Origin of the sequence: Candidatus Thalassolituus haligoni, from assembly GCF_041222825.1 — a bacterium.
Lineage (GTDB): Bacteria > Pseudomonadota > Gammaproteobacteria > Pseudomonadales > Oceanobacteraceae > Oceanobacter > Oceanobacter antarcticus.
Genome location: NZ_CP139482.1, coordinates 641221 through 667708 on the forward strand (window position 1 = coordinate 641221; position 26488 = coordinate 667708).

Consider the following 26488-nt stretch of genomic DNA (forward strand, 5'->3'; position numbering starts at 1 on the left):
GGGGAGCATGAACATGAACTTGCAAGGTAAAAGCGTCAAACTCCACGACATGTCCCTGCGCGACGGCATGCACGCCAAACGTCACCAGATCAGCGTTGACGACATGGTCGCCATCGCCTGCGCCATGGACGCCGCCGGCATGCCACTGATCGAAGTCACCCACGGCGACGGCCTCGGCGGTGCCTCGGTGAACTACGGCTTCCCGGCCCACAGCGACGAAGAATACCTCGGTGCCGTGATCCCGAAAATGAAACAGGCGAAAATCTCCGCCCTGCTGCTGCCCGGCATCGGCACCGTTGACCACCTCAAAATGGCCCGAGAACTGGGCGTCTCCACCATTCGCGTGGCGACCCACTGCACCGAAGCCGACGTCTCCCAGCAACACATCACCATCGCCCGTGAAATGGACATGGACACCGTCGGCTTCCTGATGATGGCGCACATGGTACCGGCCGAAAAAATCCTCGAACAAGCCCGACTGATGGTCAGTTACGGAGCCAACTGCATCTACTGCACCGACTCTGCGGGTTACATGCTGCCGGACGAAGTCAGCCAGAAAATCGGCCTGCTGCGGCAAGAACTCGACAGCCGCATCGAAATCGGCTTCCACGGCCACCACAACATGGCCATGGGCGTAGCCAACTCCCTCGCCGCCATCGACGCCGGGGCTGCCCGTATCGACGGCTCAGTCGCTGGTCTGGGTGCCGGAGCGGGTAACACGCCGCTGGAAGTGCTGTGCGCGGTACTCGACCGCATGGGCTGTCAGACCGGCATCGACCTGTACCAAATCATGGACGTTGCCGAAGACCTGATCACGCCATTAATGGATCAGATCATCCGCATCGACCGTGATGCCCTGACCCTGGGTTATGCCGGTGTGTACAGCTCCTTCTTGCTGTTCGCCCAGCGTGCCGAAAAGAAATACGGCGTCAGCGCCCGCGACATCCTGGTGGAACTGGGCAAGCGCGGCACCGTGGGTGGTCAGGAAGACATGATTGAAGATCTGGCGTTAACCATGGCCAAAGCGAAAGCGAAAGGCTAACAAAGCGAAAGGCTAACGCTGGACTGGCTGCCACGCTGCTGCGGGCAGCCCTTGCGGATTGGCATTCCCGCGTTGAGCGCGGAAACGAGAAAACATTGCGTCAGGTGTCTGATCTCCGGCTTCAGACATCTGACGAATACATTAAAACAGGTGTTATATGAGTACCATTACCGTAAACCCGGTGGGTAAAACCTTCGATACCCACGAGGGAGAAACCATTCTGGATGCCGCTTTGCGCTCCGGGATCATGTTGAAGCACGGCTGTCGTGATGGTCGCTGTGGTGACTGTCGTACTCTGGTTGAGACGCCGATCTCAGAAGGCGCGGTGACGTATCCGGCCGGTCTGGCGTTGGCGGAGAGTGATCAGGCCGGTGCAACGGTGCTGTGTTGCCAGGCGGTGGCGCATCAGGATCTGGCGTTGAATGCGCCTGAAGTCACCGAGCTGGAGGGTATTTCGATCCAGAAACTGGTGTCTCGGGTGCTGCTGAAAGACCAGGTGTCCAGCGATGTGATTGTACTCAAGCTGATGCTGGCACCGGGCAGTGATTTTCCTTATCTGCCGGGACAGTACATTGATATTACCTTGCCTAACGGCGTGACGCGCAGCTATTCGATGGCGAGCCGACAGTTGCAGGAAAACGCGATTGAATTGCATATCCGGCTAAAACCGGATGGCACCGGCACGCCGTTTATTTTTAACGAGTTGGGGCTGCGCAAAATGGTGACGGTAGAAGGGCCATTCGGCAGTTTCTATCTGCGTAATTCCGATGCTCCGATGGTGTTGTTGGCCAGCGGGACTGGCTTTACGCCTATCAAGGCGATTATGGAGCAGCTGATCGCTGAGGGTAACGAGCGTTCAGTCCGATTGTACTGGGGTGGTCGTTCGGCCGCCGATCTCTACATGGCGGCGCTGTGTGAAGGCTGGGCCGAGCGCTTGCCCTGGTTTGATTATATTCCGGTGGTGTCGGATACCACGGATGGCTGGGTGGGTCGTACCGGTTTTGTACACCAGGCGGTGGTGGCCGATTTGAACGACCTGTCGGCTCACGAAGTGTACGCCTGTGGTGCGCCGATAGTGATTGAGTCTGCGCGCCGGGATTTTGTGGGTCAATGCGGGCTGAGTTCAGCCAATTTCTATTCCGATGCCTTTGTTTGATCTTGCTCGTGGCCAGGCCACGGGTTAAAGTTTGCCCTCAACATACAGACATGTATGTATTTGAAAGTAGAATAATAAAATGGAGAAAACCATGAATCTATTCAAGCGCATTATTATTAAATCAGCGTTTGTCTCGGCGGCTATTGTGACCTCGTCCATTGCTCTGGCAGAAGACACTGTTGTATTGCGATACAACCAGTGGTTTCCGTCCCAGCACTGGTCGCAGAAAGACGGTTTGTACCAATATTTTGAGGAGATTGAAAAAGTCACAGAAGGGCGGGTGAAGGTGCAGCCTTCGGCCAAGCCGATTGTGCCACCGACCAAAAACTATCAGGCGGTAGTTAACGGCATTGCTGATATTGCCTGGGGGCCTCACGGTTATACTCCGGGCGTCTTTCCGCTGTCAGAAATGGTGGAGTTCCCATTCAGTGTGAATGATGCCGGTATCAGTTCTGCGGCTTACTGGCGCGTGTTTGAAAAGTACTTCAAGCCAGCCGGCATGCATGGTGACGTGGTGACGCTGGCAGTGCATGTTACCTCCGGCGGTAACCTGCATATGAAGGATGCACCGGTCAATACGATCAAGGATTTGCAGGGCAAGAAAATCCGTGTCCAGACCAGTGTTGTGGGTGATGCGCTGAAGACTCTGGGTGCTGTACCGGTATCCGGCTCACTGTCGGAGCTGCGCGAGTTTTTGTCTCGCGGCATTGTCGATGGCACGTCGTTGTCGGATGAGTTGCTGACCGGTTTTAAAGTCGACAAGTACATTAACTACATCACCCAGATTCCGGGTGGCCTCTATTCCAACAGTGCCTTTGTGATTATGAACAAAGATAAATGGAACAAGATTTCAGCCAAAGACCAGCAAGCCATTATGGCGATTTCCGGCGAAAAGCTGGCGGTACGCATGGGCGCGTTGTGGCACAAGAACGATTTGCTGGCGCGTGGTGAATTAAAAAAGCGGTTGGGCAAGGATTATCAAATCGCGTCGGAAGAGCTGTTTGTTGGTCTGGACGAAGCGTTTGCCCCTATTCGTGAGCAATGGCTGGATAAGGCGACCGCTGCCGAGGTAGATGGCCTGGAAGCGATGCGCTTCTACAGTCAGCAAACCGAAGCACTGGAACAGTAAGAGTATACAGCGCTCCCCGGCTGTCGTTACGGTCGGGGCGTGATGGCTGTGCTTTTCTATGCCGATTGACTGGAGAAATCTGTGAAGTTTTCGTTGCTTGCGGTGCTGGAATATCTCTGCGCCAAACTCTCGATCATTACCCTGATGCTGATGGCGGCGGTGACGTTTGCCGATGTGTTTGGCCGGGTAGTGTTTAACGCCCCATTGGGGTTTGCCTATGAGCTGGTCGGTATTTTTCTGGCGGTTTCGTTTTATGCCGGTTTGTACCATGTCCATAAAACCAGCAAACACATCCGTATCGATTTGTTTGATGGGCTGTTTAAAGGAACGCCGGGCGTACTGGTGTTCTGGTTTGGTTATCTGATTGAAGTGGTGTTTTTTGGTGCTCTGGTGGTGATGGTGTACCAGACCCTGCAAGACACCCGTCTGTTCGGGGAAACCTTTATGTTTCTCGGCTTTGAAAAATGGCTGGTATTGCTGGTCATGTTTGTCTTGGCGGTCATCGCGTTTGTCAGCCTGATCGTTACCACGCCGGAAACCCGTTCGGCGCGGTTACCACGTACTGAGCGTCAGGGGTAATAGCGTCCATGGTTATGATTTTTGCATTTGTTGTCTTGCTGTTTTTGCTGTTTTTACGTATCCCGATTGCCGTTGCTACCGGGGCTGTCGGGGTGGTGGGGCTGGCCTGGTTTCAGGGCTGGTCTCCGGCATTAAGCCAGCTGGGCATGATTGCCACTGAAACCGTATTGTCCTACGAATTTGCGGTGATTCCGCTGTTTATTTTGATGGGGAATATCATCAGTCGTTCGGGGCTGGCGGAGGAACTGTACAGCGCCACCCATGCGCTGGTGGGTCATTATCGTGGTGGTCTGGCCATTACCACCATTGCTGCGTCTGGAGGCTTCAGTACGTTTTGTGGTTCCAGTTTTGCCACGGCGGCAACCATGAGCCGGATTGCGTACCCGTCGATGAAAAAATTCGGTTACAGCGATGGTCTGGCAACGGGTTCCATTGCTGCTGGTGGCACCTTGGGTATTCTGATTCCACCGTCTATTGCACTGGTGTTTTACGGCATCATGACCGAGACCGATATCGGTCGTCTGTTTATTGCCGGAGTGCTGCCGGGTGTACTGGGGGTGCTGTTTTATATTGCGGCGGTGTTGTATGTGGTGCATGTCAAGGGTGACAGTGATAGCCGTGTTAAAGAAGCAACCGGCAAGGAAAAACTGCAGGCGATTGGTCAGCTGTGGGCGTTCTCGCTGCTGATTGTGCTGGTGCTGGGTGGTATCTATGCCGGTTTCTTTTCACCGACCGAGTCGGCCGGTGTGGGTGCGGTGGGGGCGATTGTCGTGACCCTGATCCGGGGTAAGTTTGAGTGGCGTAACTTGCTGGATGCACTGGAAGAGTCTGCCGCAACGACGGTATCACTGGTGGCCATTCTGATCGGATCACTGGTATTCGCCAATCTGGTGAATATTTCCAATATGCCGTTTCATATTGTCGCCTGGATTGAATCGCTGGATCTGAGTCTGATCGGGGTACTGCTGATCATGCTGGCGCTGTATTTTGTACTGGGAGCGGTGCTGGAGTCGATTTCCATGCTGCTGCTGACCGTACCGGTGTTTTATCCGGTGGTCGCGGGTATGGGAATGGATCTGGTGTGGTTTGGCATCATTGTGGTGGTGGCCACCGAGATCAGTCTGATTACCCCGCCGGTGGGGCTGAATGTGTTTGTGCTGAAATCGGTGATTACGGATGTTGATCTAAAGGTGATCTTCCGTGGTGTCTTTCCTTTCCTGGTGGCCGATCTGTTCCGGCTGGCGTTGATCGTGGCGTTCCCGATTGTTTCTCTGGGTCTGGTGGAGTGGATGGAGTAATCACTTGCCTGACGTCTGTTTCGGCGTCAGGCTTCCAACTCTCAACTCTCAACTCTCAACTCTCAACTCTCAACTCTCAACTCTCAACTCTCAACTCTCAACTCTCAACTCTCAACTCTCAACTTCCACGATCAGCCACCGCTGGCATGGCCTTGCAGTCGGTGCTGACAGTTGGTTAGCGGGCAATTGTCGCTCAGAAACAGTGCCAGTCTGCGGGCGCGGTCGGCCTTGCTTTGCGGATCATCCTTGTCTCCCATTAGCGAGTTGGCCACCATATAGGAATAGATCAGATAGGCCAGATCACTGGCCTGTTCCTGCGGGTGTTCCATTTCCATAAACAGCTTTTCGATGTAGGAAATACGATAGGAATCGACTTCCTCGACAGCGGCTTTGGCCATGGGATCGCGACGCGCCCAGGCGCGCAGGGAGATTTCGATCGAGGCCGCTTCAAAGGAGCGTTCGCCCTTGTAGGGCAGGGTGATCAGTTCAATCAATTGCTCTCTGGTGTTCAGCGAGCGTTTTTTCAGGCTTTCAATGACGGCTTCCGTGGCTTTGATGCGCCAGCGCTCAAGAATCGCCTGTAACAATTCCTGCCGGTTTTCAAAGTGGTAATAAAAACTGCCACGGGTGATTTTCATTTCCTTGGCGAGGTTGTCAACTCGTACAAGGTCAATGCCACCAGTAGCCAGCACATTCATTGCGGAGTTGATCCAGTCATTACGGGTCAGTTTCGGTGAACTCATATCAGATATTTTAATACACTGGCGTCAGTTGGTAAGGCCTGCAGCATCGATACGATCCTCGAGTGGATAGGGATCGTTGTTCAAACTGTTTGATGGCGCAGTTTATCCCCTTGGATTTTGTCTGCTAACAGCCCGCAAGGCTTATGTTCTGTACGACGGGACAACAGCAAGGGGGTTTGGGGTCAAGCCTTGAATCATATCAGATGGTGATCTGATGTGGTTGCCGACAGGACTGCAATTACCGAAATTATTGCCGTGAGTTGCTAAAAACATACAAAGGTGTGTGTTTTGGCGCGTGCTCACGGTCATGGATACTCAACCCACGATGCCGGGTACCACTGAATGGCTGGTTGCGGTTTATGACGAGCAGCTCAGCATCACCAGTCCTCGGGTATCCGGCGCGCGACGCCATTGTTCAAATCCTGGATGTTCATCAAACGGATTCTGCAAGATGGTCAGCCAGTCGTTGAGTGGCTGGTAGTCACCTTCTTCAGCCCTGTCGATCAGGTGCTGGGCTACGTGGGTCCGCAGGGTGTAGGCCGGATTGACGGCCAGCATGGCATGGCGGCGGGTTTCGGCGTTGCAGGTTTCCTGTTGCAGTCGTTGCCGGTATTGCGGCAGCCAGTCGTTGAGCATGGTTTGCCAGGGTGCAAGGTCAAGGTGGTTGAGGCCGGGTTGACCATCGTCGCTTTGCTGGGCTTCGGACAGTGCCCGATACAGCGGGTTGTAGTCCGCCTGATGCTGGTTCAGCAAATCGCGCCAGTGACGAATCAGTTCGTCGTCGCCGGGTTGGCTGGTAGCCAGACCGAGGCGCAGTGACATCCGTTGTTGGTAGGCTGCAGCATAGCGCTCGGGGAACTGTTCGAGAGCGGCCTTGAGGTCATCAACCGGCACCAGTGGCGTCAGTGCCTGGGCCAGCGCGGAGAGGTTCCAGTGAATCACATCGGGTTGTTGGTCGAAGGCGTAGCGGCCTTCCTGATCGGTATGGTTGTAGACGGCATTTTCTTTCCAGCGATCAATAAAGGCGAAGGGGCCATGATCAAAGGTTTCACCCAGAATCGACATGTTGTCGGTGTTCATGACGCCGTGTAAAAAACCATAGGCCTGCCAGCCTGCCACCATGTCGGCGCTGCGTTGGCTGATGTGCTGGAACATGGCCAGATACGGGTTGTCGGCGCTCTGGCAGTCCGGGTAGTAACGGTCGAGGCAATAGTCGGCCAGTTGTTTCAAGCCGTCAAATTGGCGGGTGTAGTACAGGTGTTCGAAGTGACCAAAACGAATATGGCAGCGGCTGATGCGGAGGATCGTTGCTGCCAGTTCAACCCGTTCACGCTGGATTTTCTGGCTGCTGACGCAGACTGCCAAGGCTCGAGTAGAGGGGATGCCGAGATGGGTGAGAGCTTCCCCGACCAGGTATTCCCGCAGGCTGGAACGTAGTACCGCACGGCCATCCCCCATGCGTGAATAGCGGGTTTGACCCGCGCCCTTGAGGTGCAGATCCCAGCGTTCGCCATCGATCTCCAGCTCTCCCAGCAACAGCCCGCGACCATCACCGAGTTGCGGGTTGTAGACGCCAAACTGGTGGCCGCTGTATTTCATCGCCAGCGGTCTGGCTCCCGGTGGCAGGGTGTGGCCTCCGAGCCAGGCGGCAAGTTGGTGCGGATCCAGACTGCAGGGGTTGATATGAAGCTGCTCGGCGACCATGTGGTTGACGCTGACGATGGCAGGATCCGGTAGTGGCGTCGGCTCGATGGCGTGATACCAGGATTCAGGCAGGGTGGCGTAGTGGCTGCTCAGGGTCAGCTCGTCCAGGTTTTGCCAGGTCTTCATCGTCTTCTCCCTCGGGCACTGGCCGCCATGGCCAGGCCCTGTGTTATGTGCCTGTTAGCGCGGGAGGTCAAACCTTGTCATCTGGTCGCGCTGCAGGCTGTTCATCGGTTGCCAGTCGGGTACGGGTTCACCCTGGGTAAATAACAGCCAGGGTACATCGGCTTGCAGGATCAGACGTTGATACAACGCCTGAATTTCTGCCAGCGTCAGATTTTGTACTTCGCTGGCAATGGCCTTGTTGGTATCAAAGCCGGTACGCTGGACATCAATGTCGCGCCAGAAGTCGTCGGCTTTTTCACTCATGTTGCGCGGTGGTTGCAGCAGCATGCTGATCAGGCCTTCCTTGAAGGCGGCAAATTCTTCTTCGCCCATGGCCGCCAGAGTGTCCTGATAGTGGTTCCAGAAGATCTGGCTGTGGTGGATCAGGTCGGCAGGGGTATGTTCTGGCGACTGCACGATAAAGACCAACCCGGGCACGGTACGCTGCGGGTAAACGGCAGCAAAGACAATATACCCCAACTGCTGTTCGGTACGCATGTACTGGTAGTAGGGAGCGCTGATCATCTGGCCAAGCAGGGCTGTCTGAGCGCGGTTATGGTCGCTGGTATCCTGACCTTGCAGGTACAGGATCATGGCGTTGTCCTTGTGATCCAGATTCAGCGACTGCTGGAACTTGCCAGCAGGTGCCTTGAGGATGGCGAGGCTGGATTGTTGCTCGGGGTTGGCCGGATATACCTCGGCTACCTGGCTGGCGATTGCTTCGGCATCGGCCTTGCTCATGCTGCCGTGAATATACAAGCGGGTAGCGGTATTACCTTGCATGGTGCTGGCGAAGGCTTCGACGTCGGCGCGGCTGACCGAGCCGAGTTCACCCAGCAGCTGTTGTTCGTCGAAGCTGGGGGAGTAGATCCAGCGTTTCAGCTCGGCGATGCCGCGCTCGTAGGGTTTGGCCTTGAGCTGGTTTTCCAGATTTCGCTGTAACGATGCCTGATAGCGTTGGAACTGGTCGTCGCTGATGCTGACCTGCTGCATGCCATCCAGTACTCGCTTGAGCAATTCGGGCAGCTTGTCCTGGTAGCCGGACAGCATCAGTTGCAGGCCACGGGAGTTGGCACTGAGGCCATAATTCAGCCCGGCCAGTTGCGCCGGGTAGCTGTAGGTATTGAGCGCTTCGTTGACTGCGCGGGTGTACAGCTGAGCCAGTACCATGCCACGCGGTGTGGCGATGTCGGCATGTTGCAGCTCCAGGGTAATACGGCTGCGGGGCTGGGCGAACTCGTGTTCCGGGTAGTACCAGAGTTGCTGTCCTGGTTGATCAATCAGCGCGGTCGGAACCGCTTGTTCCGGTTCGGCATTGAGTGAGAAATCTTGCGGAATAAAGGGGTTGGGTGCAGGCAGGTGCAGTTGTTCCAGCTCATCGGTCGAGACATCTGCGGCCAGGTAGCTGGATGGACGAATACGCATTGGCGTGTTGTACCAGGGGTCGGTCATATCGGTCGCGACGCCGGGTGCAATCAGGGTGCGCAAGACGTTATCCATGCTCAGGGCATCAAGGAAAGGCTTCAGGGTGCCTTGTGTTGTCGGCCGCCAGAGGTAGTCGCCGTGGATCACCTGCTCGGGCGGATAGACCTGCAGGTTGCTGCTCAAGCGTACGGCGTAGTCTGACAGGCTGCCATGTTGCTGGAAGCGGAATGACATTTCGCTCAGCTGTTCTTGTTCGGTCATCAGGTAGGTCGGAATGGGTTGGTCTTTAAGCAGGGCAAAGTAGTGTTCGAGTATCTGGGTGATGTTTTCGACGTGTAACAGCCCGGCACGGGTCAGTTCAATCTGGATGACCAGGTTGGACTCGAAGCGGGTGCTGATGGAGCGTCCGGCACTGAGACCTTCGGCCCAGCCTTTTTCTTTCAGCAAGGCGAGTATGCTGCCTTCGCCTTCATGACCGAGCAAGTTGGACAATAATTGCAGCGGCTTGTACTGGTACAGCGACAGGGTTTCCGGCATTGGGAAGGTAAATTGCAGGCGGCGAATTTCTTTTACCGGTTCGATATTGATATCGAGAGGCAATTGCTCCGGTACAAACATGGGTGGCCGTGACGTGGCGGTTTTTACGTCTCGCTTGGGAACGGCGTTGAAGTGGCTGGTGGCCCAGTCTTGCAGCTGTTGCAGCGGGTAGTTGCCTGCCAGCACCAGGGTCATCTGGTCGGCACTGTAATGCTGGCGGTAAAAGTCGATCAGGTCATCGCGCACCTTGCGATCCGGGCGATCCGACAGGGTGTCGAGGTTGCCGGTAGCAAAGCCAGCGTAAGGATGGGCCGGGTTCATGGCTTGCTTTTCAGCCGAAAAAATACGGCGGAAATCGTCTTTTATCTTGGCGCTGTATTCGGCATGAACGGCGTTTTTCTCGCGATCGACATAGGTTTCGTCAAAGCTGGGAGAGATAAAGAAAGGCGCAAAACGATCCAGTGCGCCACTCATGGCATCATTGTCGATCGAGAAAAAGTAAGTGGTTTGCTGATGCGCGGTAAAGGCGTTATGACTGCCACCATGGCGGCTGATAAAGGCCTGATATTCGCCCGATTCGGGGTAGGGTTCGGTGCCGAGAAACAGCATGTGTTCAAGAAAGTGTGCCAGGCCTTCGCGGCCCTTGGGGTCATCGCCACTGCCGGTGGCCACGGTCATGGCGGCGGCGGCCTTGTCGGTGTCTGGGGTGGATACCAGCAGCACGCGCAGGCCATTGTCGAGCTGGACGTATTCGTAGCTGAACGGATCCGAGGGGCTGACAATGACGCTGGTGTCGCCCGGCTCGCGGCAGTTCCAGGGGGTGGTGTCGCTGCAGTCGGAAACAGCAGCGGGAGTGTCAGACGCGGGTTTGAACATGGAATATCCGATGGCAGCCAGAACAATAACAATAAAAATCCAGTAACGGGGCGATAACATACCTGCTCCTACTACAAGTCGCGGTCAATCAGGGTTGGGTTACCTGAAGCTTGGCCCCAGGCGCGTTGTCAGTGTGAGGTTCCCCGGTTCAAGGCAATTGCCTGGGCGTCGGCCAGTGTGTTGATGCCGGGGTCAAGCTCACAAATGCGGTTGAGACGTTCGCGATTGTCTTCCAGTTCCGTCAGCATCAGGGCAAATTGCTGCTGGAAGGCTTCATCTATGGTGCTGTACAGCTCGGACACGGCATCCGAGCTGCTGGCGCTGGTGTTGCGCAGGGATTTCAGACAGGCCAGGGCAATCTGGTGATAGGCTTGGTCTTTGTTCACAGGGCGGTTCCTCCGATTAGCCGCCCATCATACATGAGAATTCAGTCGCTGATGGCAAACCAGTGCAGCTGGGTGGCGTTCACCATGCGCGACAAGGCATTACCGCTTAACCAGCCAGCACCACTTTGATGGGCGGCGGCCAGCGCTTCGGTCGAGCCAATGCCATGGGCATAGATAATGACCCCGTCCTGCTGCAGGCGCTGCAGTAACGGTCTTTCCTGATATTGGGGCTGACGTGTGAGGGCGACCAGGCCTGGTGCCAGACTGAAGCCATCAACGTTCATGGCACGGAGACTGCGATAGCCGGGCAGCCGTTGCTGAGGTGTGCTCAGTACCATCTCGAGTAGCAGCTGCATATTGAGCTGGCGCAGTCCATGGGCCAGTTCTGGCACCGTGTCATCCGGATGCCACGGCAGGATAACGCACCAGTGGGGCACCGGGCCGGTTGCCTGTTGGTGCCATTTGACGATGCAGGCGGTGATGTGTTGCCAGCTCTCATCGTTAAGGTTGGTTACCCGGAGGATGACGTACATGGGCTGAGAAAAATGTTGTTGCCAGGCGATATGCATGTCTTCCAGCCACTGGCGGCAAATATCGGGTTCGATCATGTACTCGGGGAGCAGCTCCAGTCCTGCCAGCGCGCCCTGGGAATCAAACACTGGCATGGCGTTAAAATCGCTCTGGCGTTCGGGAGATGCCTCCATAACAGCCGCTGGCTGGGGCCGTTCCGGTGGTTGGGGCTGGCCGTTGATGCTGCCAAGCCCGAGGTGCTGGCGGATTCGTTCAAACGGATCCGTTGAGGGGCGAGTGTCATGCTGTGACGGTTGTACCCATTCGCAGCTGATGCCGGGGGTCAGGGTGATTGCCTGATTCTGGTGCAACAGCGGCTTGTCGAACACCTGTAGAATGGCACTCTGCAGGTGTTCGGCACAGGGGCTGGCCGGATCGGTGATGACCGGTATCAGGAACAGATGGTGGGCTGGCTGGAATACCGGTGACTGCGCTGCAATTGCCTCGACCAGGCGTTCATAACACAGGCTGCCCAGGTCGGCGTCGGCGACCCTGTTTTCATCGAAACTGATCAGTAAAATGCAGTTGATACCATCCGACTGGGTCAGATAACTCTCCAGCTGGTTGAGTTGATGCAAGCCGGAGTAACGCTGAAACTCGGTTTTTAATTCGGATTGCCGGTCGGCGGCGGTATTGATCAGGCCACAGATACAGAGCCGGAAATCTTCACTGAGTGGTGTAATGGCCATCCAGGTGGGCTGGATGCGGCGTTGCTGGTCGATCAGGTTGAAGTAGCCCAGCCAGGTCTGGTTGGATTCAGACTGGCGGGTGATTTCTGTTTCCAGGGCAACCGGCATATTGCTGACGCTGTTGGCAAACAGGTTGCGACCCAGCAGTTGATCCTCAGCCACCGACAGCGCTTCACAGACCGGTTTGTTGGCCAGGCGAATGACCCAGTTGTTGTCGGTCAGAAAGGCGGGCTGCTCGGTATTCATGGCGGTTTTCAGAGTATGGGCCCGTTGCATCAGACTGGACTGGCGGGCACCTTCAAAAATATCCCGCGCCAGTACCAGATTGTTCCAGGGTTTGGCAATAAACTTGTGAATCACACCTTGTTGCCGGGCCTGACGCAGTACCGGGTAATCGACGTGGCCAGAGAGCATAATACGGTAGCTGCTGGGGCTTAGTTGGCGGGCTTCCCGGCAGAGTGCCAGGCCATCCATATCCGGCATCTGGAAATCGGTGACCAGCACCTGGATGGACTGGGTGGCGAGGTAATCGAGGGCTTCGGCGGCGCTGGTGGTCGTTCTCACGGTAATGGATTCGTTAAGAAGCAGTTTTGAGATTGAATGCAGAATACCGGCTTCATCATCAACCAGTAATACCTTGAACGTCATTTCGGCTCCTGTTACGGGGGCACTGCTGACCGATTGAGTGGATAACTTCGGCGTGCCACTCTTGTGTCCTGGCCACAGCATACTGTTTCGACCTTGCAATGGCCAAAGGGTATCTATACTGAAACTAATGTATCTATCGGGCTGGGCAATGACGTGAGGGGAAAACAGGCACTTACCACAGGTGAGGTTGCAAAGTACTGTGGCGTAAATTTCAGGACGGTCATCCGTTGGATTGAACGTGGTCATCTGGATGCTTATAAACTGCCAGGGCGTGGAGATAATCGAATTCCCTTGCCCGGATTTATCAATTTTCTGCAAAGTAACCAGATGCCGGTTCCTGATGAGTTACGAGGTCAAAGTCGAACCTTGCTGATTCTTGCCGAACCAGAGGAGCTGGCTGCTGAGCTGGCGTCTTCTGCCCGGCGGGCGGGCTGGGAGCCACTGGTGGCCGGAGATGCGATGCAGTTTGGCTATTGTTATGCTGAGCAACAGCCGAGTGCGATGGTGGTTTCCAGTGAGGCATTGGTTGCTGCGGTCAATCGTATTCGGCGTGAAGGAGAACTGCAGGAAATGCTGTGTATCCTGGCGGGGGCCGATGTGGCAGGTGGGGTCAGTAGCGATGGTTGGTACCGACTGCACTGGCCGATGGAACAGAAGCGCTTCGTCAGCTTGCTGGATTTATGACCATCACCGTCAGCGTTTGACATACAGTCTGTATCGGTGACTACGAGGGCAGGGATCGCTAAAAAAGGTAGCTATGACCGACATGTTTACTGAAAGTGGGCTCGTCTTGTTGTTGGTGCTGGTGCTGGTATTACTGCCAGTACTGACTGCGCTGGTCTTGCTGGTACAGGCAAAGCGCCGCATTCGCCAGCAGCTGGATGCGCTGATGCAACGGCAACGACAGCTGCAGTCATGGTGGCAACAGTCCCCCGATGTGCTGGTTCGGGTTGATTCGGATGGCCTGGTGATTGAGGCCAATCGTCCGCTTGCTCGACAGCTACTGACGAGTGGGCAAAATTTGGCGGGCTGCCTGCCGCTGGCCGAGCGCGATGTGTGGCAGTCCGCCCTGCGTAGCGTGTTGGACAAGGGCATTACCGCCTCCATGGAGATCTTGACGGATGACGAACCGGCCTGTTGCTGGCATGTCTGGCTGGTAACCAACCCGCAGGCGGATACCGAGGCGTTGGTGTTTTTTCGCGATGTGTCCGTCCTGGTCCGGCAACGACAAGCGCTGGAAACCAAGCGGGATTATGCTGAGCGATCGAACCTGGCCAAAAGCCGTTTTCTGGCCAATATGAGCCATGAGATTCGTACTCCCATGACCGGCTTGCTGGGCATGGTGTCACTGATGGAGCAGACCCACCTTGATGATGAACAACAAGGTTTTCAACGGGTTATTCAAAGTTCCTCTGAACATTTGCTGGCGATCATCAATGACATCCTCGATATATCCAAAATTGATGCTGGCAAGCTGAGTCTTGAGACCGACGTGTTTGATCTGCCTGAACTGGTGCAAAGCCTGTTGGAAATGGTGTCCAGCAAGGCGCAGGAAAAACAGCTGGTGCTGCAGTCGTTTATGGACGAAAAAATACCTGCTCAATTGATAGGTGACCCGATTCGTATTCGCCAGATTCTGATGAATTACCTGAGCAACGCCATTAAGTTTACCGAGACTGGCCATATCTTGTTGCGGGTGGTGCAAGTCCGGGAACTGGGACATGAAGTGCAGTTGCGGTTTTCGGTTGAAGACTCGGGTATCGGTATCGGTGCCAACAAGGTGATGGCGTTATTCGAGGAATACAGTTTTGTTCACGGCAGGATTTCCTCCGCTGCGGGCGGTTCCGGGCTGGGTCTGAATATCTGCCAACGGCTGGCCAAACTGATGGATGGCTATGTGGGTGTTGTCAGTTCGCCGGGTGTCGGATCCAACTTCTGGTTTGATGTCACCTTGCCAGTGGTCTCCGTCAAAGCCGGTGATGAAGGGGATATTTCGCCGATAGGCGGGCAGGCGTTGTGGATCTGTGACGAACTGCAGGCAAATCGTACCTTGCTGATTTCGGTTGCGCGTCAGCTGGGGATGCCGTATCGGGAATTTGGCCGCCCAGCCGATGTGGTGGCCTTGTTGCCGCATGAGCAGCCGGCCATTCTGGTACTGGCTTATCGCAGCTGGATGGCGAGTGACGAGGACTTGCGCCGTACGCTGGCGGCCAGTCCGGTACGACTGGCATTATCATCCAAAGATGTGTTAACCACTGGCCGTGACGCCTTGTTGGCTGCCGGAGTGGGTGCTCACTGGGATTGGCCAATCAGCCAGAGCAATTTGCGTGAATTGCTCAGTCGTCTGCTACAGCAACCGCCTCAGCCGACCTTGATGATTACCCGAACCAATCGCTATCAGGGTATGGGTATGAGCAAGCCGGTTACTGAAGATGATGCACGGTTGAATAACTGCCGTATCCTGCTGGCGGAAGACAATGCCGTGAACCAGAAAGTGGCTACCCAGATGCTGGCGCACCTGGGGTGTATTGTCACCGTCGCCAATAATGGCCGCGAAGCGGTTGATAGCAGTGCCGTTGCTGAATTCGATCTGATCCTGATGGATTGCCATATGCCGGTGCTGGATGGCCTTGATGCCTGTCGGGAAATACGTCGACGAGAACAACAGCAAGATCTGCCTGGGGTACCGATTGTGGCGTTATCTGCCGATGTGATGTCAGACCGCAAGGGCGCCTGTGAAGCCGCCGGTATGAACGGTTACCTGGCCAAACCGGTACGGTTGGAAGATTTGCGGCGCGAGTTGCCAACGTTTTTGCGGGCTGGTCGAGAGGGCCGGTAAGCGGCCCCTGACCCCTGACCCTGAGGTTACTGTTACTGTTACTGGCAGTTACTCAGAGGGCGCTGCCGTGCGGAATATAGCGGTTGTCGGTGAGTGCCTTGATGGCCCGGATCTGCTCCTTGCTCGCAGGGGTGCCCTGTTTCTTCAGGTAACGAAATACCCAGATCGCCGGATTGCTGCTGCCACATTGCCAATCTTCCAGCTGTTGCTCGGCACAGACAAAAAAAGTAGCAACCTGTAGCAACTGGTCGGCTGCGATCCCGGCCAGCGCCGTCTGCCATGCCGCTTCGTCCAGTGTGATCCAGGTATGGGCTTTGGCCCGTGCGCTGTCATCCAGACGCTGACGGTCAATAACAGGTGATTGCGGTTGCTGGGGCAGGGCTGCTAGCAGTTGCAGCAGAGTGTCGGAATCCGGTTTGCTGGTCTGGCTGGAAGCCGGTTGCCACTGCTCAATCATCGGGTGTCTCCTCAAAAACCGTCAGTACGGTGCACTGACCAGAAATTTTATGGGGCTAACGGTACCACATCCCTCAATGTGCCTTAACAGCAACGCATTGTTCAGGCATCATCCCCGCGCCTTTTACTGCCGAATCCAGATATGCCAATACCAGATTGTTACGCCGATATCCGCCCCTACCAGGATGATGAAGTTGCTGCCGTACTGGAGCGAGTGAGTCAGTCCGACACCGTACACCGGGCACTGCTGAAATACCGGCTGCCGATGTTGCCGCATTGGCTGCGCGAACGGATGCTGCCATTAGCCCGTTACCTGTTGGATCGCCAGCTGGCGGGCGTCAATACCGTGCACGATTTCCAGATGTGGATGGAAGGCTGGATCGAACGTCTGCTGGCCAAAACCGCCACCGATGTGGTGGTGCGGGGGCTGGATAAAATGGCCCCGGAACAGGGACATTTGTGGATATCCAACCACCGTGACATCGCCATGGATCCAACGCTGATCAACTACTCGCTGTATCAGGCGGGCTGGCCCACCAGTCGGATTGCGATTGGTGATAATTTGCTCAGTCACCCGGATATTGCCGATGTCATGCGTCTCAATAAATCATTTATTGTTCGACGAAACATTACCAATAAACGAGAAAAGCTGACGGCATTACAGCAGCTATCGGGCTATATTCGTTTTTCGCTGGATCAGCATGAATCAGTCTGGATTGCCCAGCGGGAAGGACGGGCCAAAAATGGCATCGACCTGACCGACAAGGCGGTATTAAAAATGCTGGCCCTGCATGGACGTGAACACGCGGAAACCTTTGCCGCAACCCTGTTCGCCCTGCGCCCGGTGCCAGTGTGCATCCAGTACGAATGGGATCCATGTGACTTGATGAAAGCCAGAGAGCTGGTGGCCCGATCCAAATACGGCTGTTACAGCAAGGAAGAAGGAGAAGATACCCGCAGTTTGCTGGCGGGCATTATCGGTCAGAAGGGAACGATACACGTTGATTTTGGCCAGCCATTGACAGATGACGAGCTGGCCAGTGCGGAAACCATGGCAGCGGCGATTGATCGCCAGATGCGTCACATGACTGAAATTCTGCCTGTGCATCATGCTGCGGTGCGGTTGTTGCAGCAGCGTTTCGCTTGTTACCCGGATGTGGATGGCGGTGAGTGCAGTCGCCAGATTCAGGATACGTTGTGGCAGCGCATCGAAGGTGAAGCACAGGATGTACAAAAACAGGTATTGATTGGCTACGCCATGCCTATTCTATTGCAGCAAGGCATTGAGCAATAGAAAGCATTAAGCAATCACTGGCTGTCATAACCCGCCAGTCCACCGCTATGAGTGTCACCTGCTAGTAAAGGTAATTGCTGTGGTTGTGATGCCGTTGTGATGCAGTTTGATGTGGTTGTTATTCGATGAACACGATGACAGAAGAGAGTTGAACGGATGCGTTGGATAATACGATTACTATGGCCGGTGATGGCACTGTTGCTGTCGGGCTGCCTGGAACTCGGGCGTCACTGGGACGACCAGGCCGAAACCCGCCAGGTCGACTATTACAAAGAACAGTGCGATACCGACAGCACCAGCCTCTGCTTTCGTATTCGGGAAGCGAGTGACGACAGCTGGGATGTGGTCGAGGAGACTTTCAGTGGCTTCAGCGAATTTGCCTGGGGTAACCGTTATGTGGTGAATGTCACCGTCTCATTTGACGAAGATGGTGACCCTAGCCGTTACCGCTTCGATAGCATCGCTTCGACCGAGGCCGTCAGCGACAGTGAAGAAACCTTCGCCCTGACCCTCTACACCGACACCGGTATTCTCTACGCCGTAGATGATGCGAACTGGAATCTGGCCAGCGAGATCGACTTTGCCTGCAACAGCGCCTGTGATGAGCTGACTGCGGCGGTTGCCAATGGCTATGTGGCACAACTGGAATTCAGTGTCGACGGGGCTGGTGGCATTACACTGGACAATGTTCTCTGTGCTGCAGCTGAAGACGATTTTGACAGCAGCTGTGAAGGCAGCAGCAGCGTGTCCTGGTACATCGGCTGGTTCCAGAGCGAATGTGGTTTGGCCGAAGCGGCCATGTGCCTGGTGTACAAGGTTAACAGTTCGGACGATTTTGAACTGCTGCAACTGGACGATGGTATCGACGGCTTTACGCCGGTATGGGGAGAGCAGCCTTATATTGATGTGATCAAAACCACCAGTGACGGCGGCAGCATTACGGCAGTCGAGCTGGATAATGATGACAGCAGCCCGGATGACCGTCTTGGCAGCAGCTACGATTTCAAAATAATTGTACGGGGCAGTGAACTGTCAAAAAGCAGTGGCGGTTCTATCTCTGTGTACGACAGTGCCCCCAATCTGGATTGCAGCAGCTTCAGCCAGTGTTCTGACCTGGATAATGCCATCGACGATGACAAGTGGTTGCTGCTCGACGGTTACTACGACGGCACGGATATCGTCGTAACCGACCTGACCTGCAGCAACGCCACGTTGTCGACGTTCCGTACCGATTGTGTCGCAAAACACGATGATGTGAACTGGGGTATCTGAGGCTCTGGAGCGCGGTTGGTGCCAGGGTGTGATTGTTTGTAAACGATATTGATAGTAATTTATATTCAATGTAATGTCGGGCCGATAATTTGTCCTTTGTCGGAGTCCTCCCTGATGTTGAAGAAAGTGATGTTGAAGAAAGTGATGTTGAAAAAAATAGTGTTGCTGTCATTCGCTACCCTGGCCAGTGGCCCGCTGTATGCCAGTGCTGATTGCCAGAAGCACCCCAAAGAAGAACAACTGCATGTGCTGGAAATGCAGAAAAAGATCGTGAATGACTATGGTTTTGCCATCAAAAAATTCCAGGCAGCTGGCCATTGTTATGAAATCTATGGCTGGGGTCTGAACGAGGCAAAGACCGAGTTTGTCAAAATCGAAGTGTATTTCGATACTAAAACGGGCGACATCGTCAAGAAAAAAATCGACTGAGCTGGTGCTGCTGGAATGATCTGGGATCGTTTTATACGTCTGTTTCACTGGTCGGTGGCGGTTTTGTTTCTGGCTAACTTCTGGTGGCTGGACGATGGCGACGATGCGCATGAATGGGCCGGTTATACGCTGTTGGCGCTGCTGCTGGCGCGTCTGATCTGGGGCTTTGTTGGCCCGACCAACGCCCGTTTCAGCGACTTTCTGCCGACGCCGGCGCGGTTATGTGATAACTGGCAACGGTTTGGCGAGTACCAGCGTCAGCATCGGCATAACAGTCGCCACAGCCCGGTTGGCGGGCTGATGGTGCTGTTGTTGCTGTTGATGCTGACAGTCACCGGCGTCAGCGGCTGGATGCAGGAACTGGATGCCTTCTGGGGCGAAGATTGGGTGCAAAATCTGCATCGCTGGGCGGCCAATAGCGTTATGGCCATGGTGGTGATCCACGTTGTGGCGGTGTTATTGATCCAGTGGCGTTACCGGGTGCCTCTGCTGCAGGGCATGCTGCCCGGTATCAAGGATAACCGACCGCAGCGTTAAACCACGCTGTGCATTCCCTTTGTCGCCAGTCTGGATATACTGTACAAAATCCCAGTTATCCAGAAAAGCCATGCGTCTGTTTATTGCTGAAAAACCCTCTCTTGGCCGCGCCATTGCGGCAGTGCTGCCGAAACCCCATCAAAAAGGTGAAGGTTTTGTACGTGCTGCCAATGGCGATGTCGTCAGCTGGTGTATCGGTCATTTGCTGGAACAGGCCGAGCCAGAAGCCTACAACCCGGCGTTCAAACAGTGGCGGCTGGATGTATTGCCGATCGTGCCCGAGACCTGGCAACTGCAACCCAAAAGCCAGACCCGTAAACAACTGTCGGTGTTACGTAAACTGGTGAAAGAGGCCAGTCAACTGGTTCATGCCGGCGACCCGGATCGGGAAGGGCAGCTACTGGTGGACGAAGTTGTCAGCTATCTGAATGTCCCGGTGGTCAAACGTCAGAACATGCAACGCCTGCTGATCAGCGACCTCAATCCCCAAGCCGTGAGCCGGGCCTTAACGCAACTACGTTCCAATCGGGACTTTATCCCGCTCTCAACCTCGGCGCTGGCACGCAGTCGGGCGGACTGGCTGTACGGCATTAACCTGACCCGAGCCTGTACCGTCAAGGGGCAGCAAGGTGGGTTGAAGCAGGTACTGTCGGTGGGACGGGTACAAACACCGATTCTCGGACTGGTGGTGCGTCGCGATGAAGAAATAAGCGATTTTGTCTCCAAACCTTTTTATGAAGTCCGTGCTGCCATTCATCTGCAAGCCGGTCAACCCTTGTGTTTTTACGCTCGCTGGCAACCCAGTGAAGCCTGTGCCAGCCACCTGGATGACGAGGGGCGGGTACTTAACCCCAAACTTGCCCATAACGTGGCTGAACGTATTCGACAGCAACCCGCCACCGTCACAGCCAGCGAACGCAAGGAGAAACAGCAAGCCGCACCGCTGCCCTATAACCTGTCGGCGTTGCAGATTGATGCCGCCAAAGCGTTTGGACTGAGCGCCAAACAGGTGCTGGATGGCTGTCAGTCGTTGTACGAAAAGTATCAGCTGATTACCTATCCCCGCTCCGATTGCCGTTACTTGCCAGAGGATCACTACAGCCGCCGCCAGTCGGTCGTCAGTGCCATTGGTCATCATCAGCAAGATCTGGTGACGGTGATTGAGGGAGCCAATCTGTCGTTACGTTCCAAAGCCTGGAATGACCGTAAGGTCGAAGCGCACCATGCGATTATTCCCAGCGAAAAAACCACGGCTTCCGGCAGCCTGACACTGGCAGAAAAACAGCTGTATTCGATGATTGCCCGCCAGTATCTGCTGCAGTTTTATCCGCCGCATCGTTATGCCGACCGTCGTATTGAGCTGGTCATTGCGGGCGGCCAGTTTGTCGCTACCGAACGGGAGAATCTGGAACCTGGTTGGAAGGCCGCCATGCCACAAGGCAAACAGCAGCGGCAACCGGATGATTCAGCGCTACCCGGCGACGGCCGCTTGCCCGTGCTGGCACCCGGCCAGACAGTATGGAGTGGTGAGCCGTTGGTGGATGAAAAACATACCCAACCTCCGACGCATTTCAGCGATGCCACGCTGCTGGCGGCGATGACGGGCATCAACCGCTTCGTTAAAGACCGCGAGCTGAAAAAAATCCTCAAAGACACCGATGGTCTTGGCACCGAAGCCACGCGGGCCAGTATTATCGAACTGTTGTTCAAGCGGCGCTTCCTGCAGCGCGCAGGCAAAACCATACTGGCCACCGAGCTGGGTCGTGCGTTGATCAATACCCTGCCAGAAAGCACCACCGTGCCAGACATGACCGCGCATTGGGAACGCCAGCTGAACGACATCAGCGAACGGGCATTAAACTACGAGGGTTTTATGCAACCGCTGCTAGGGCAGTTGCATACCCTGGTTGGCCAGGCCTGCCAGCTGAATACCCAGGCTTTTAGTGGTATCCAGAGCGACAACCCCAAGGCGAAACCCCAGCGCCGTAGCAGCGCCAGCAGCACACATAGCAAGGGCCGCAAGACGGCAGGTCGACGTCGCCAGGCGGACTGAAGCACAACGGCCAGCGCTTGTGCCCTACCAATCGCTGTCTGGTGCCGGGCAATATTTTCTCTTTATACTGCTGGCCCTCCATACGGGAGGCGTTCTGGAGGTAAAATGTCGATTCTGATTGATACGGTTTTTCCGGTCTTCCTGATCATCCTGGCCGGATTTCTGGCAGGGAAATTCAGGATTTGTGGTAGCGAGGCAGCCAAGGCATTAAATGATTTTGTCTTCTGGTTTGCCATGCCGTGTCTGCTGTTCAAGGCCATGGCTGTGGTTGATCCACAGGTGTTGCTGAATCTGGATTACCTGATCCTGATTGCAATCAGCGTGGTGCTGACCATGGTGATCGGGGTTGTGCTGGCGAAATACCTGCTCGGCAAGCGGCTTGGCAGCGCCACTATGCTGGGCTTGAACGCGGCCTACGGCAATACCGGGTATCTGGGTATCCCGCTGGCGTTTGCCAGCTTTGGTGACGCAGCCAGTGTGCCAGTGATTCTGTTTGTGGTGGTTGGCTCTCTGCTGACCATCACCATGGCCACTATCATGATTGAACTGGATAACAAGGTGGCAGCCAGTCCCGGGCGTATTACCCTGGATATTGGCAAGGCGGTGTTTAAAAACCCGATGTTGTTATCGCCGCTGGTCGGCATCCTGTATGCGATGTTGCCATTGGAGCTGCCCTCCATGGTATTTAACTTCTGCGATATTCTTGGGGCTGCCGCCGGGCCATGCGCGCTGTTTTCGCTCGGGCTGTTTCTGGTGGGCAAACCCCTGTTTGGCGATCTCGGGGCGATCTCGATGACGGCGGTACTGAAGTTACTGGGGCAGCCATTGCTGACCTGGGGGCTGGCCAGTTATGTCTTTTCGCTACCACCACTCTGGACCAGTGTGGCGATTCTGATGGCCAGTACACCAACCGGTGCAGGCAGCTTTGTACTGGCGCAAAAATACGACACCTTCGTGCAGGAAACCTCCACCACCATTATCTGGACGTCGATGATTTCGCTACTCACCATCAGCTGGGTACTTGGCTCCGGCCTATAGGCCAGTGACCTGTTCCGTGTAACAACCCGCTCCGCACAGACGGAGGTTTTTCTGTCATATTGTCCGCCCAGGCTCAGCTAACCCTGTCTGAGCCATTGCGTAGCCTTTTTGCGCGTCAATCACCCCAACGATATACCCCACCCGAGTTATTCCTTTTATCAAAAGCCGGTTTTTTGCCGTTTGAGATGGCGTCAATACCTCTTTGGGAATGGCCCTAATGGGGAAATGCCGCCGGGTGCGGTTATTTATAAGCTGAAGGCCGTTTGCTGCGTTGTTGATGAGTTTGTTAGCGACGACGTTAATTAGTAACAGCGTTGTTGCTGATGTTTCCCGGCTCCTCACCATTTAATTCCCATGGTCTGAATCGAGGTAATTCATGAAATTTGTTTCCCGTTGCGTACTGGTGTGGCTGCTGGCACTGACCGGTTACGCCGAAAGCGCTACAGAAGCACAGTGCCAAACCGTGCGTATAGGCGTGGTGGATTGGACCGATTTGCATGTGGTTAACGGCATTGCCAAATCGCTGCTGGAGCAATTGGGGTATCGGGTGGAACTCAGTAACCAGCCCGCCACACCGGAAGTATTCAGCCAGATGCAGCAACGGAATATCGATGTTTTTATGGGTTACTGGACGCCCGCCATGGTTGAGGTGGCAGCGCCGTTTTACGGCCCGCAAGACGTATCAACCTTGACGGCCAACCTCGATGAAGCGCTCTGGACACTGGCGGTGCCCGATTATGTTTATGAACAGGGCGTGCATGATTTTGCCGATATCGCCCGGTTTAGCGACAAGTTTGAAGGACGTATCTACGGCCTGGAGAAAGGCAGTAGCGGTAATGCCGCCATTCTCGAAATGATTTCCTCCAATGCCTTTGGGCTGAAAGACTTCAAACTGATTGAAACCTCCGAACGGCTGATGCTGGCACAGGTGAATGGCCGAGTCCGCAAGGGAGAATGGATCGTGTTTATGGGTTGGAAACCGCATCCGATGAACCAGCAGTTTGCCATGCGTTATCTTGACGGTGGTGATCAGTATTTCGGCCCGGATTACGGCAAGGCCACGGTGAATACCAGTATCCGCAAGGGACTGGAGCAGGAATGTCCCAACCTCGCCCGCTTTTTCAGTAACCTGACCTTCAAGGCCGCGATCGAAGAAGAAATTATGCAGAAAACCAGCAATGAGTTTGTCCCGGTCGATCGCGCCGTGCGGATGTGGATGCACCGCAATCCGGCCCAGGTCAGTGCCTGGCTCAGTGGCGTCAAAACACTCACCGGTCAGCCGGTCGACCCGCAGATGATGGCCGATGAGATGGAAGTGACCTTTGGCCGTTAGCCGTGAAATAGCATTGGTGTAAAACAATCAGAATTACAATTGCACTACGGCCACGGCCACGGCCACGGCCACGGACACGGACACGGACACGGACACGGACACGGACACGGACACGGCCACGGCCACGGACACGGACACGGCCACGGCCACGGCCACGGACATGCGGCCACGGACGGAGCCGGGCCCTACGGACACGGACATGCGGACACGGACATGCGGACACGGACATGCGGACACGGACATGCGGACACGGACATGCGGACACGGACATGCGGACACGGACATGCGGACACGGACATGCGGACACGGACATGCGGACACGGACATGCGGACACGGACGGAGCCGGGCCCTACGGACACGGACACGGCCACGCGGCCACGGACGGAGCCGGGCCCTACGGACACGGACACGGACATGCGGCCACGGACACGCGGACACGGATATGCGGCCACGGACGGTACGTGATTTATTGCCGTTTTTTCATCCGGTAGGCCAGTGCAGGGCGTGTCAGTCCCAGCTGTTTCGCTGCTTCGGTGACTACGCCATGGCTGTTCTGTAGTGCTTTTTCGATCAGCAGGGTTTCCAGTTCATCAAGGCTGGTGCCGGAGGCGATGAGGATGTCGGCCAGCTGGTCGGTCGATAACCCCGGCGCTATGGTGGTTATTTCGCTGCCGGGTGAAGCAATTCTACCCTGACGGTTAATGATGTTGAGCGGATGAGATGGCTCTGTCAGGGAGGGGAACAGATGTTCCAGCTCAATGACCCGATGGTTGTCGGTCAGAATCACGCCGCGTTCGATCATATTTTCCAGTTCACGGACGTTACCCGGCCAGGCGTATTCCGCCAGCATCGACATGGCGCGGTCGGTGAGGCCGAGAATTTTCTTGTTGTACTCTCGCTGGTAGCGGTCGAGAAAGTGCTCCACCAACAGCGGGATGTCTTCCTTGCGTTCACGTAATGATGGAATACGAATGGGCAGGACGTTAAGGCGGAAGAACAGGTCGGCGCGAAAGCGTCCGTCCCGGACGGCCTGTTCCAGGTCTTCATTGGTGGCAGCCACAACCCGTACGTCGATTTTGCGGGTCATGGTGTCACCAACGCGTTCCAGCTCACTTTCTTGCAGTACCCGCAGCAGGGTGGCTTGTGCTCTGGGGGTCAGTTCGGCGACTTCATCCAGAAATATGGTGCCGTAATCGGCGCGTTCAAATTTGCCTTTGCGCGATTGGTGGGCACCAGTAAAGGCACCTTTTTCGACCCCAAACAATTCCGATTCAATCAGGTCGGGTGGAATGCAGGCGCAGTTGACGGCGACAAAGGGTTGTTCAGCGCGGTCGCTGAGACGATGAATGTTGCGGGCCTGAACTTCCTTGCCGACCCCGGTTTCTCCCAGCAACAACACGCTGACTTTACTAGCGGCGGCTCTGGCAATCATATCGCAGGCCTGTTTGAACACCGGGGCATTGCCAACGGCGGAAAACGGTGTCCAGTCGGCCTGAGTCTGGGCTTCATAACGGTTTTTTAATTCGGTGTATTCGTGCTGCAGCAACTCCAGTTCGTCGATCAGCGGGCTGGGGCGGAGGTATTTTTCCAGTTCTTCGCGATCTGGCCACTCATGGGCCGGACGACCGATGTTGACGCAGTGGCTATCGCCACAGGCGCAGCACTGGGTTTCCTTGAATAGAATCTGTCGCCCCATGTAGTAACTGGTGTAGCCACTGGCATAGCCGAGCAGTGTCCAGCACACGGCTTCTTTGCTGGGGCCGATCTCCTGCAGGTGTTGTTCGGCTTCCCAGGAGTGGTGCCAGTCAAATTCGCCGTAATAGGCACCGCTGGCCATATCGAACTCCAACCGGATCGGTGTCACCTTGACCTTGCCTTCGAGTTTGTGCAGCTGTGGCCCTACTACAAAGGAATCTCTGGTGCTGAGGTCGGGACGCAAGCGTTTGGCCAGCTCTGCGTCCAGGCGGCCAGCGGCGTAACCAAAGCGCATCAGCACACCCTTGGCACGTTCCCAGCCAAGAATATCAATCAGGTCTTTGCGCAACTTGCCAAACACGGCGGAGTGGGTCAGTAGCATTCGATTTTCGTGCAGCCATATGTGGCCGCTGTCGGGGTCGAAACGCAGTTGATGAATCAAGTCATCGTCGCTGGGGACGGGTAACGCAGTTCTTTGGCTCATTGTTGTTATCTTTTTTGTGTTGGCCGGTATCAGATTGATCATATCGTCAATTGGATAGATCACAGTCACTATATCGTAAATGTCTATCGGGATCTGGTCGTCCCGTGGTT

The 26488-nt window shown here is 55.4% G+C and carries 21 protein-coding genes and 1 pseudogene; 15 read left to right on the forward strand and 7 right to left on the reverse strand.

What is annotated here, in order from left to right:
* Nucleotides 1-13: 13 nt before the first annotated feature.
* The 5 genes from dmpG (at nt 14) to SOJ49_RS02885 (ending at nt 5204) form a co-directional block, all read left to right on the forward strand.
* Nucleotides 14-1042, forward strand: a complete 1029-nt coding sequence (gene dmpG / locus SOJ49_RS02865) for a 4-hydroxy-2-oxovalerate aldolase (protein ID WP_369855745.1) — start codon at nt 14-16, stop codon at nt 1040-1042.
* A 157-nt stretch (nt 1043-1199) separates the two neighbouring features.
* On the forward strand, nt 1200-2198 hold the full coding sequence (locus SOJ49_RS02870; protein WP_369856723.1) for an FAD-binding oxidoreductase: 999 nt from the start codon (nt 1200-1202) through the stop codon (nt 2196-2198).
* Between the two features lie 91 nt (nt 2199-2289).
* Nucleotides 2290-3327 (forward strand): TRAP transporter substrate-binding protein, encoded by a 1038-nt coding sequence (locus SOJ49_RS02875; protein ID WP_369856724.1) that lies wholly within the window; start codon nt 2290-2292, stop codon nt 3325-3327.
* 81 nt (nt 3328-3408) lie between these two features.
* Nucleotides 3409-3906: a TRAP transporter small permease gene (locus SOJ49_RS02880; RefSeq protein WP_369856725.1), complete on the forward strand. Its 498-nt coding sequence runs from the start codon at nt 3409-3411 to the stop codon at nt 3904-3906.
* An 8-nt stretch (nt 3907-3914) separates the two neighbouring features.
* Entirely contained in the window at nt 3915-5204 is a 1290-nt protein-coding gene (locus SOJ49_RS02885; protein ID WP_369856726.1) for a TRAP transporter large permease, read from the forward strand.
* Nucleotides 5205-5335: 131 nt separating this feature from the next.
* Here the strand turns inward: SOJ49_RS02885 and SOJ49_RS02890 are convergent, their stop codons facing one another.
* From SOJ49_RS02890 to SOJ49_RS02910, 5 genes are all read right to left on the reverse strand, one after another.
* A complete protein-coding gene (locus tag SOJ49_RS02890; protein WP_369856727.1) occupies nt 5336-5947 on the reverse strand; it encodes a TetR/AcrR family transcriptional regulator in 612 nt (203 codons plus the stop codon).
* Between the two features lie 357 nt (nt 5948-6304).
* Nucleotides 6305-7777 (reverse strand): YdiU family protein, encoded by a 1473-nt coding sequence (locus tag SOJ49_RS02895; RefSeq protein WP_369856728.1) that lies wholly within the window; start codon nt 7775-7777, stop codon nt 6305-6307.
* Between the two features lie 54 nt (nt 7778-7831).
* On the reverse strand, nt 7832-10714 hold the full coding sequence (locus SOJ49_RS02900; protein WP_369856729.1) for an insulinase family protein: 2883 nt from the start codon (nt 10712-10714) through the stop codon (nt 7832-7834).
* A gap of 68 nt (nt 10715-10782) precedes the next feature.
* Nucleotides 10783-11040, reverse strand: coding sequence for a hypothetical protein (locus SOJ49_RS02905; RefSeq protein ID WP_369856730.1), 258 nt, complete (start codon nt 11038-11040; stop codon nt 10783-10785).
* A 41-nt stretch (nt 11041-11081) separates the two neighbouring features.
* Entirely contained in the window at nt 11082-12947 is a 1866-nt protein-coding gene (locus SOJ49_RS02910; protein ID WP_369856731.1) for a response regulator, read from the reverse strand.
* Nucleotides 12948-13100: 153 nt separating this feature from the next.
* On the opposite strand from SOJ49_RS02910, the pseudogene SOJ49_RS02915 reads away from it, so the two are divergent.
* From SOJ49_RS02915 to SOJ49_RS02925, 3 genes and pseudogenes are all read left to right on the forward strand, one after another.
* Nucleotides 13101-13184, forward strand: a pseudogene (locus SOJ49_RS02915) (hypothetical protein); the annotation flags it as partial.
* Between the two features lie 90 nt (nt 13185-13274).
* A complete protein-coding gene (locus SOJ49_RS02920; RefSeq protein ID WP_369858102.1) occupies nt 13275-13631 on the forward strand; it encodes a hypothetical protein in 357 nt (118 codons plus the stop codon).
* Nucleotides 13632-13704: 73 nt separating this feature from the next.
* Complete coding sequence (locus tag SOJ49_RS02925) at nt 13705-15786, forward strand: response regulator (RefSeq protein WP_369856732.1); 2082 nt, start codon at nt 13705-13707, stop codon at nt 15784-15786.
* 52 nt (nt 15787-15838) lie between these two features.
* Here SOJ49_RS02925 and SOJ49_RS02930 read toward each other — a convergent pair whose 3' ends face one another.
* Nucleotides 15839-16243, reverse strand: coding sequence for a hypothetical protein (locus SOJ49_RS02930; RefSeq protein WP_369856733.1), 405 nt, complete (start codon nt 16241-16243; stop codon nt 15839-15841).
* Nucleotides 16244-16384: 141 nt separating this feature from the next.
* Here SOJ49_RS02930 and SOJ49_RS02935 point away from each other — a divergent pair, with 141 nt between their 5' ends.
* From SOJ49_RS02935 to SOJ49_RS02965, 7 genes are all read left to right on the forward strand, one after another.
* Complete coding sequence (locus tag SOJ49_RS02935) at nt 16385-17536, forward strand: 1-acyl-sn-glycerol-3-phosphate acyltransferase (protein WP_369856734.1); 1152 nt, start codon at nt 16385-16387, stop codon at nt 17534-17536.
* A gap of 156 nt (nt 17537-17692) precedes the next feature.
* Entirely contained in the window at nt 17693-18808 is a 1116-nt protein-coding gene (locus SOJ49_RS02940) for a hypothetical protein (protein WP_369856735.1), read from the forward strand.
* Nucleotides 18809-18922: 114 nt separating this feature from the next.
* The gene (locus tag SOJ49_RS02945; RefSeq protein ID WP_369856736.1) at nt 18923-19237 is read left to right on the forward strand and encodes a PepSY domain-containing protein; all 315 of its coding nucleotides are present in this window, start codon (nt 18923-18925) and stop codon (nt 19235-19237) included.
* 15 nt (nt 19238-19252) lie between these two features.
* On the forward strand, nt 19253-19774 hold the full coding sequence (locus SOJ49_RS02950) for a cytochrome b/b6 domain-containing protein (protein WP_369856737.1): 522 nt from the start codon (nt 19253-19255) through the stop codon (nt 19772-19774).
* A gap of 70 nt (nt 19775-19844) precedes the next feature.
* The gene (locus SOJ49_RS02955) at nt 19845-21827 is read left to right on the forward strand and encodes a DNA topoisomerase III (RefSeq protein ID WP_369856738.1); all 1983 of its coding nucleotides are present in this window, start codon (nt 19845-19847) and stop codon (nt 21825-21827) included.
* A 105-nt stretch (nt 21828-21932) separates the two neighbouring features.
* Complete coding sequence (locus tag SOJ49_RS02960; RefSeq protein ID WP_369856739.1) at nt 21933-22865, forward strand: AEC family transporter; 933 nt, start codon at nt 21933-21935, stop codon at nt 22863-22865.
* A gap of 376 nt (nt 22866-23241) precedes the next feature.
* Nucleotides 23242-24198, forward strand: coding sequence for a glycine betaine ABC transporter substrate-binding protein (locus SOJ49_RS02965; RefSeq protein ID WP_369856740.1), 957 nt, complete (start codon nt 23242-23244; stop codon nt 24196-24198).
* 467 nt (nt 24199-24665) lie between these two features.
* On the opposite strand, the gene SOJ49_RS02970 is transcribed toward SOJ49_RS02965, so the two are convergent.
* Entirely contained in the window at nt 24666-26378 is a 1713-nt protein-coding gene (locus SOJ49_RS02970; RefSeq protein WP_369856741.1) for a sigma 54-interacting transcriptional regulator, read from the reverse strand.
* Nucleotides 26379-26488: the final 110 nt, after the last annotated feature.

What these genes read in the sequence shown, in the direction of transcription:
- dmpG (WP_369855745.1), top strand. Translation starts at nt 14, where the DNA reads ATGAACTTGCAAGGTAAAAGCGTCAAACTCCACGACATGTCCCTGCGC.
- SOJ49_RS02870 (WP_369856723.1), top strand. Translation starts at nt 1,200, where the DNA reads ATGAGTACCATTACCGTAAACCCGGTGGGTAAAACCTTCGATACCCAC.
- SOJ49_RS02875 (WP_369856724.1), top strand. Translation starts at nt 2,290, where the DNA reads ATGAATCTATTCAAGCGCATTATTATTAAATCAGCGTTTGTCTCGGCG.
- SOJ49_RS02885 (WP_369856726.1), top strand. Translation starts at nt 3,915, where the DNA reads ATGGTTATGATTTTTGCATTTGTTGTCTTGCTGTTTTTGCTGTTTTTA.
- SOJ49_RS02890 (WP_369856727.1), bottom strand. Translation starts at nt 5,947, where the DNA reads ATGAGTTCACCGAAACTGACCCGTAATGACTGGATCAACTCCGCAATG.
- SOJ49_RS02895 (WP_369856728.1), bottom strand. Translation starts at nt 7,777, where the DNA reads ATGAAGACCTGGCAAAACCTGGACGAGCTGACCCTGAGCAGCCACTAC.
- SOJ49_RS02900 (WP_369856729.1), bottom strand. Translation starts at nt 10,714, where the DNA reads ATGTTATCGCCCCGTTACTGGATTTTTATTGTTATTGTTCTGGCTGCC.
- SOJ49_RS02910 (WP_369856731.1), bottom strand. Translation starts at nt 12,947, where the DNA reads ATGACGTTCAAGGTATTACTGGTTGATGATGAAGCCGGTATTCTGCAT.
- SOJ49_RS02920 (WP_369858102.1), top strand. Translation starts at nt 13,275, where the DNA reads ATGCCGGTTCCTGATGAGTTACGAGGTCAAAGTCGAACCTTGCTGATT.
- SOJ49_RS02925 (WP_369856732.1), top strand. Translation starts at nt 13,705, where the DNA reads ATGACCGACATGTTTACTGAAAGTGGGCTCGTCTTGTTGTTGGTGCTG.
- SOJ49_RS02930 (WP_369856733.1), bottom strand. Translation starts at nt 16,243, where the DNA reads ATGATTGAGCAGTGGCAACCGGCTTCCAGCCAGACCAGCAAACCGGAT.
- SOJ49_RS02935 (WP_369856734.1), top strand. Translation starts at nt 16,385, where the DNA reads ATGCCAATACCAGATTGTTACGCCGATATCCGCCCCTACCAGGATGAT.
- SOJ49_RS02940 (WP_369856735.1), top strand. Translation starts at nt 17,693, where the DNA reads ATGCGTTGGATAATACGATTACTATGGCCGGTGATGGCACTGTTGCTG.
- SOJ49_RS02945 (WP_369856736.1), top strand. Translation starts at nt 18,923, where the DNA reads ATGTTGAAGAAAGTGATGTTGAAGAAAGTGATGTTGAAAAAAATAGTG.
- SOJ49_RS02950 (WP_369856737.1), top strand. Translation starts at nt 19,253, where the DNA reads ATGATCTGGGATCGTTTTATACGTCTGTTTCACTGGTCGGTGGCGGTT.
- SOJ49_RS02955 (WP_369856738.1), top strand. Translation starts at nt 19,845, where the DNA reads ATGCGTCTGTTTATTGCTGAAAAACCCTCTCTTGGCCGCGCCATTGCG.
- SOJ49_RS02960 (WP_369856739.1), top strand. Translation starts at nt 21,933, where the DNA reads ATGTCGATTCTGATTGATACGGTTTTTCCGGTCTTCCTGATCATCCTG.
- SOJ49_RS02965 (WP_369856740.1), top strand. Translation starts at nt 23,242, where the DNA reads ATGAAATTTGTTTCCCGTTGCGTACTGGTGTGGCTGCTGGCACTGACC.
- SOJ49_RS02970 (WP_369856741.1), bottom strand. Translation starts at nt 26,378, where the DNA reads ATGAGCCAAAGAACTGCGTTACCCGTCCCCAGCGACGATGACTTGATT.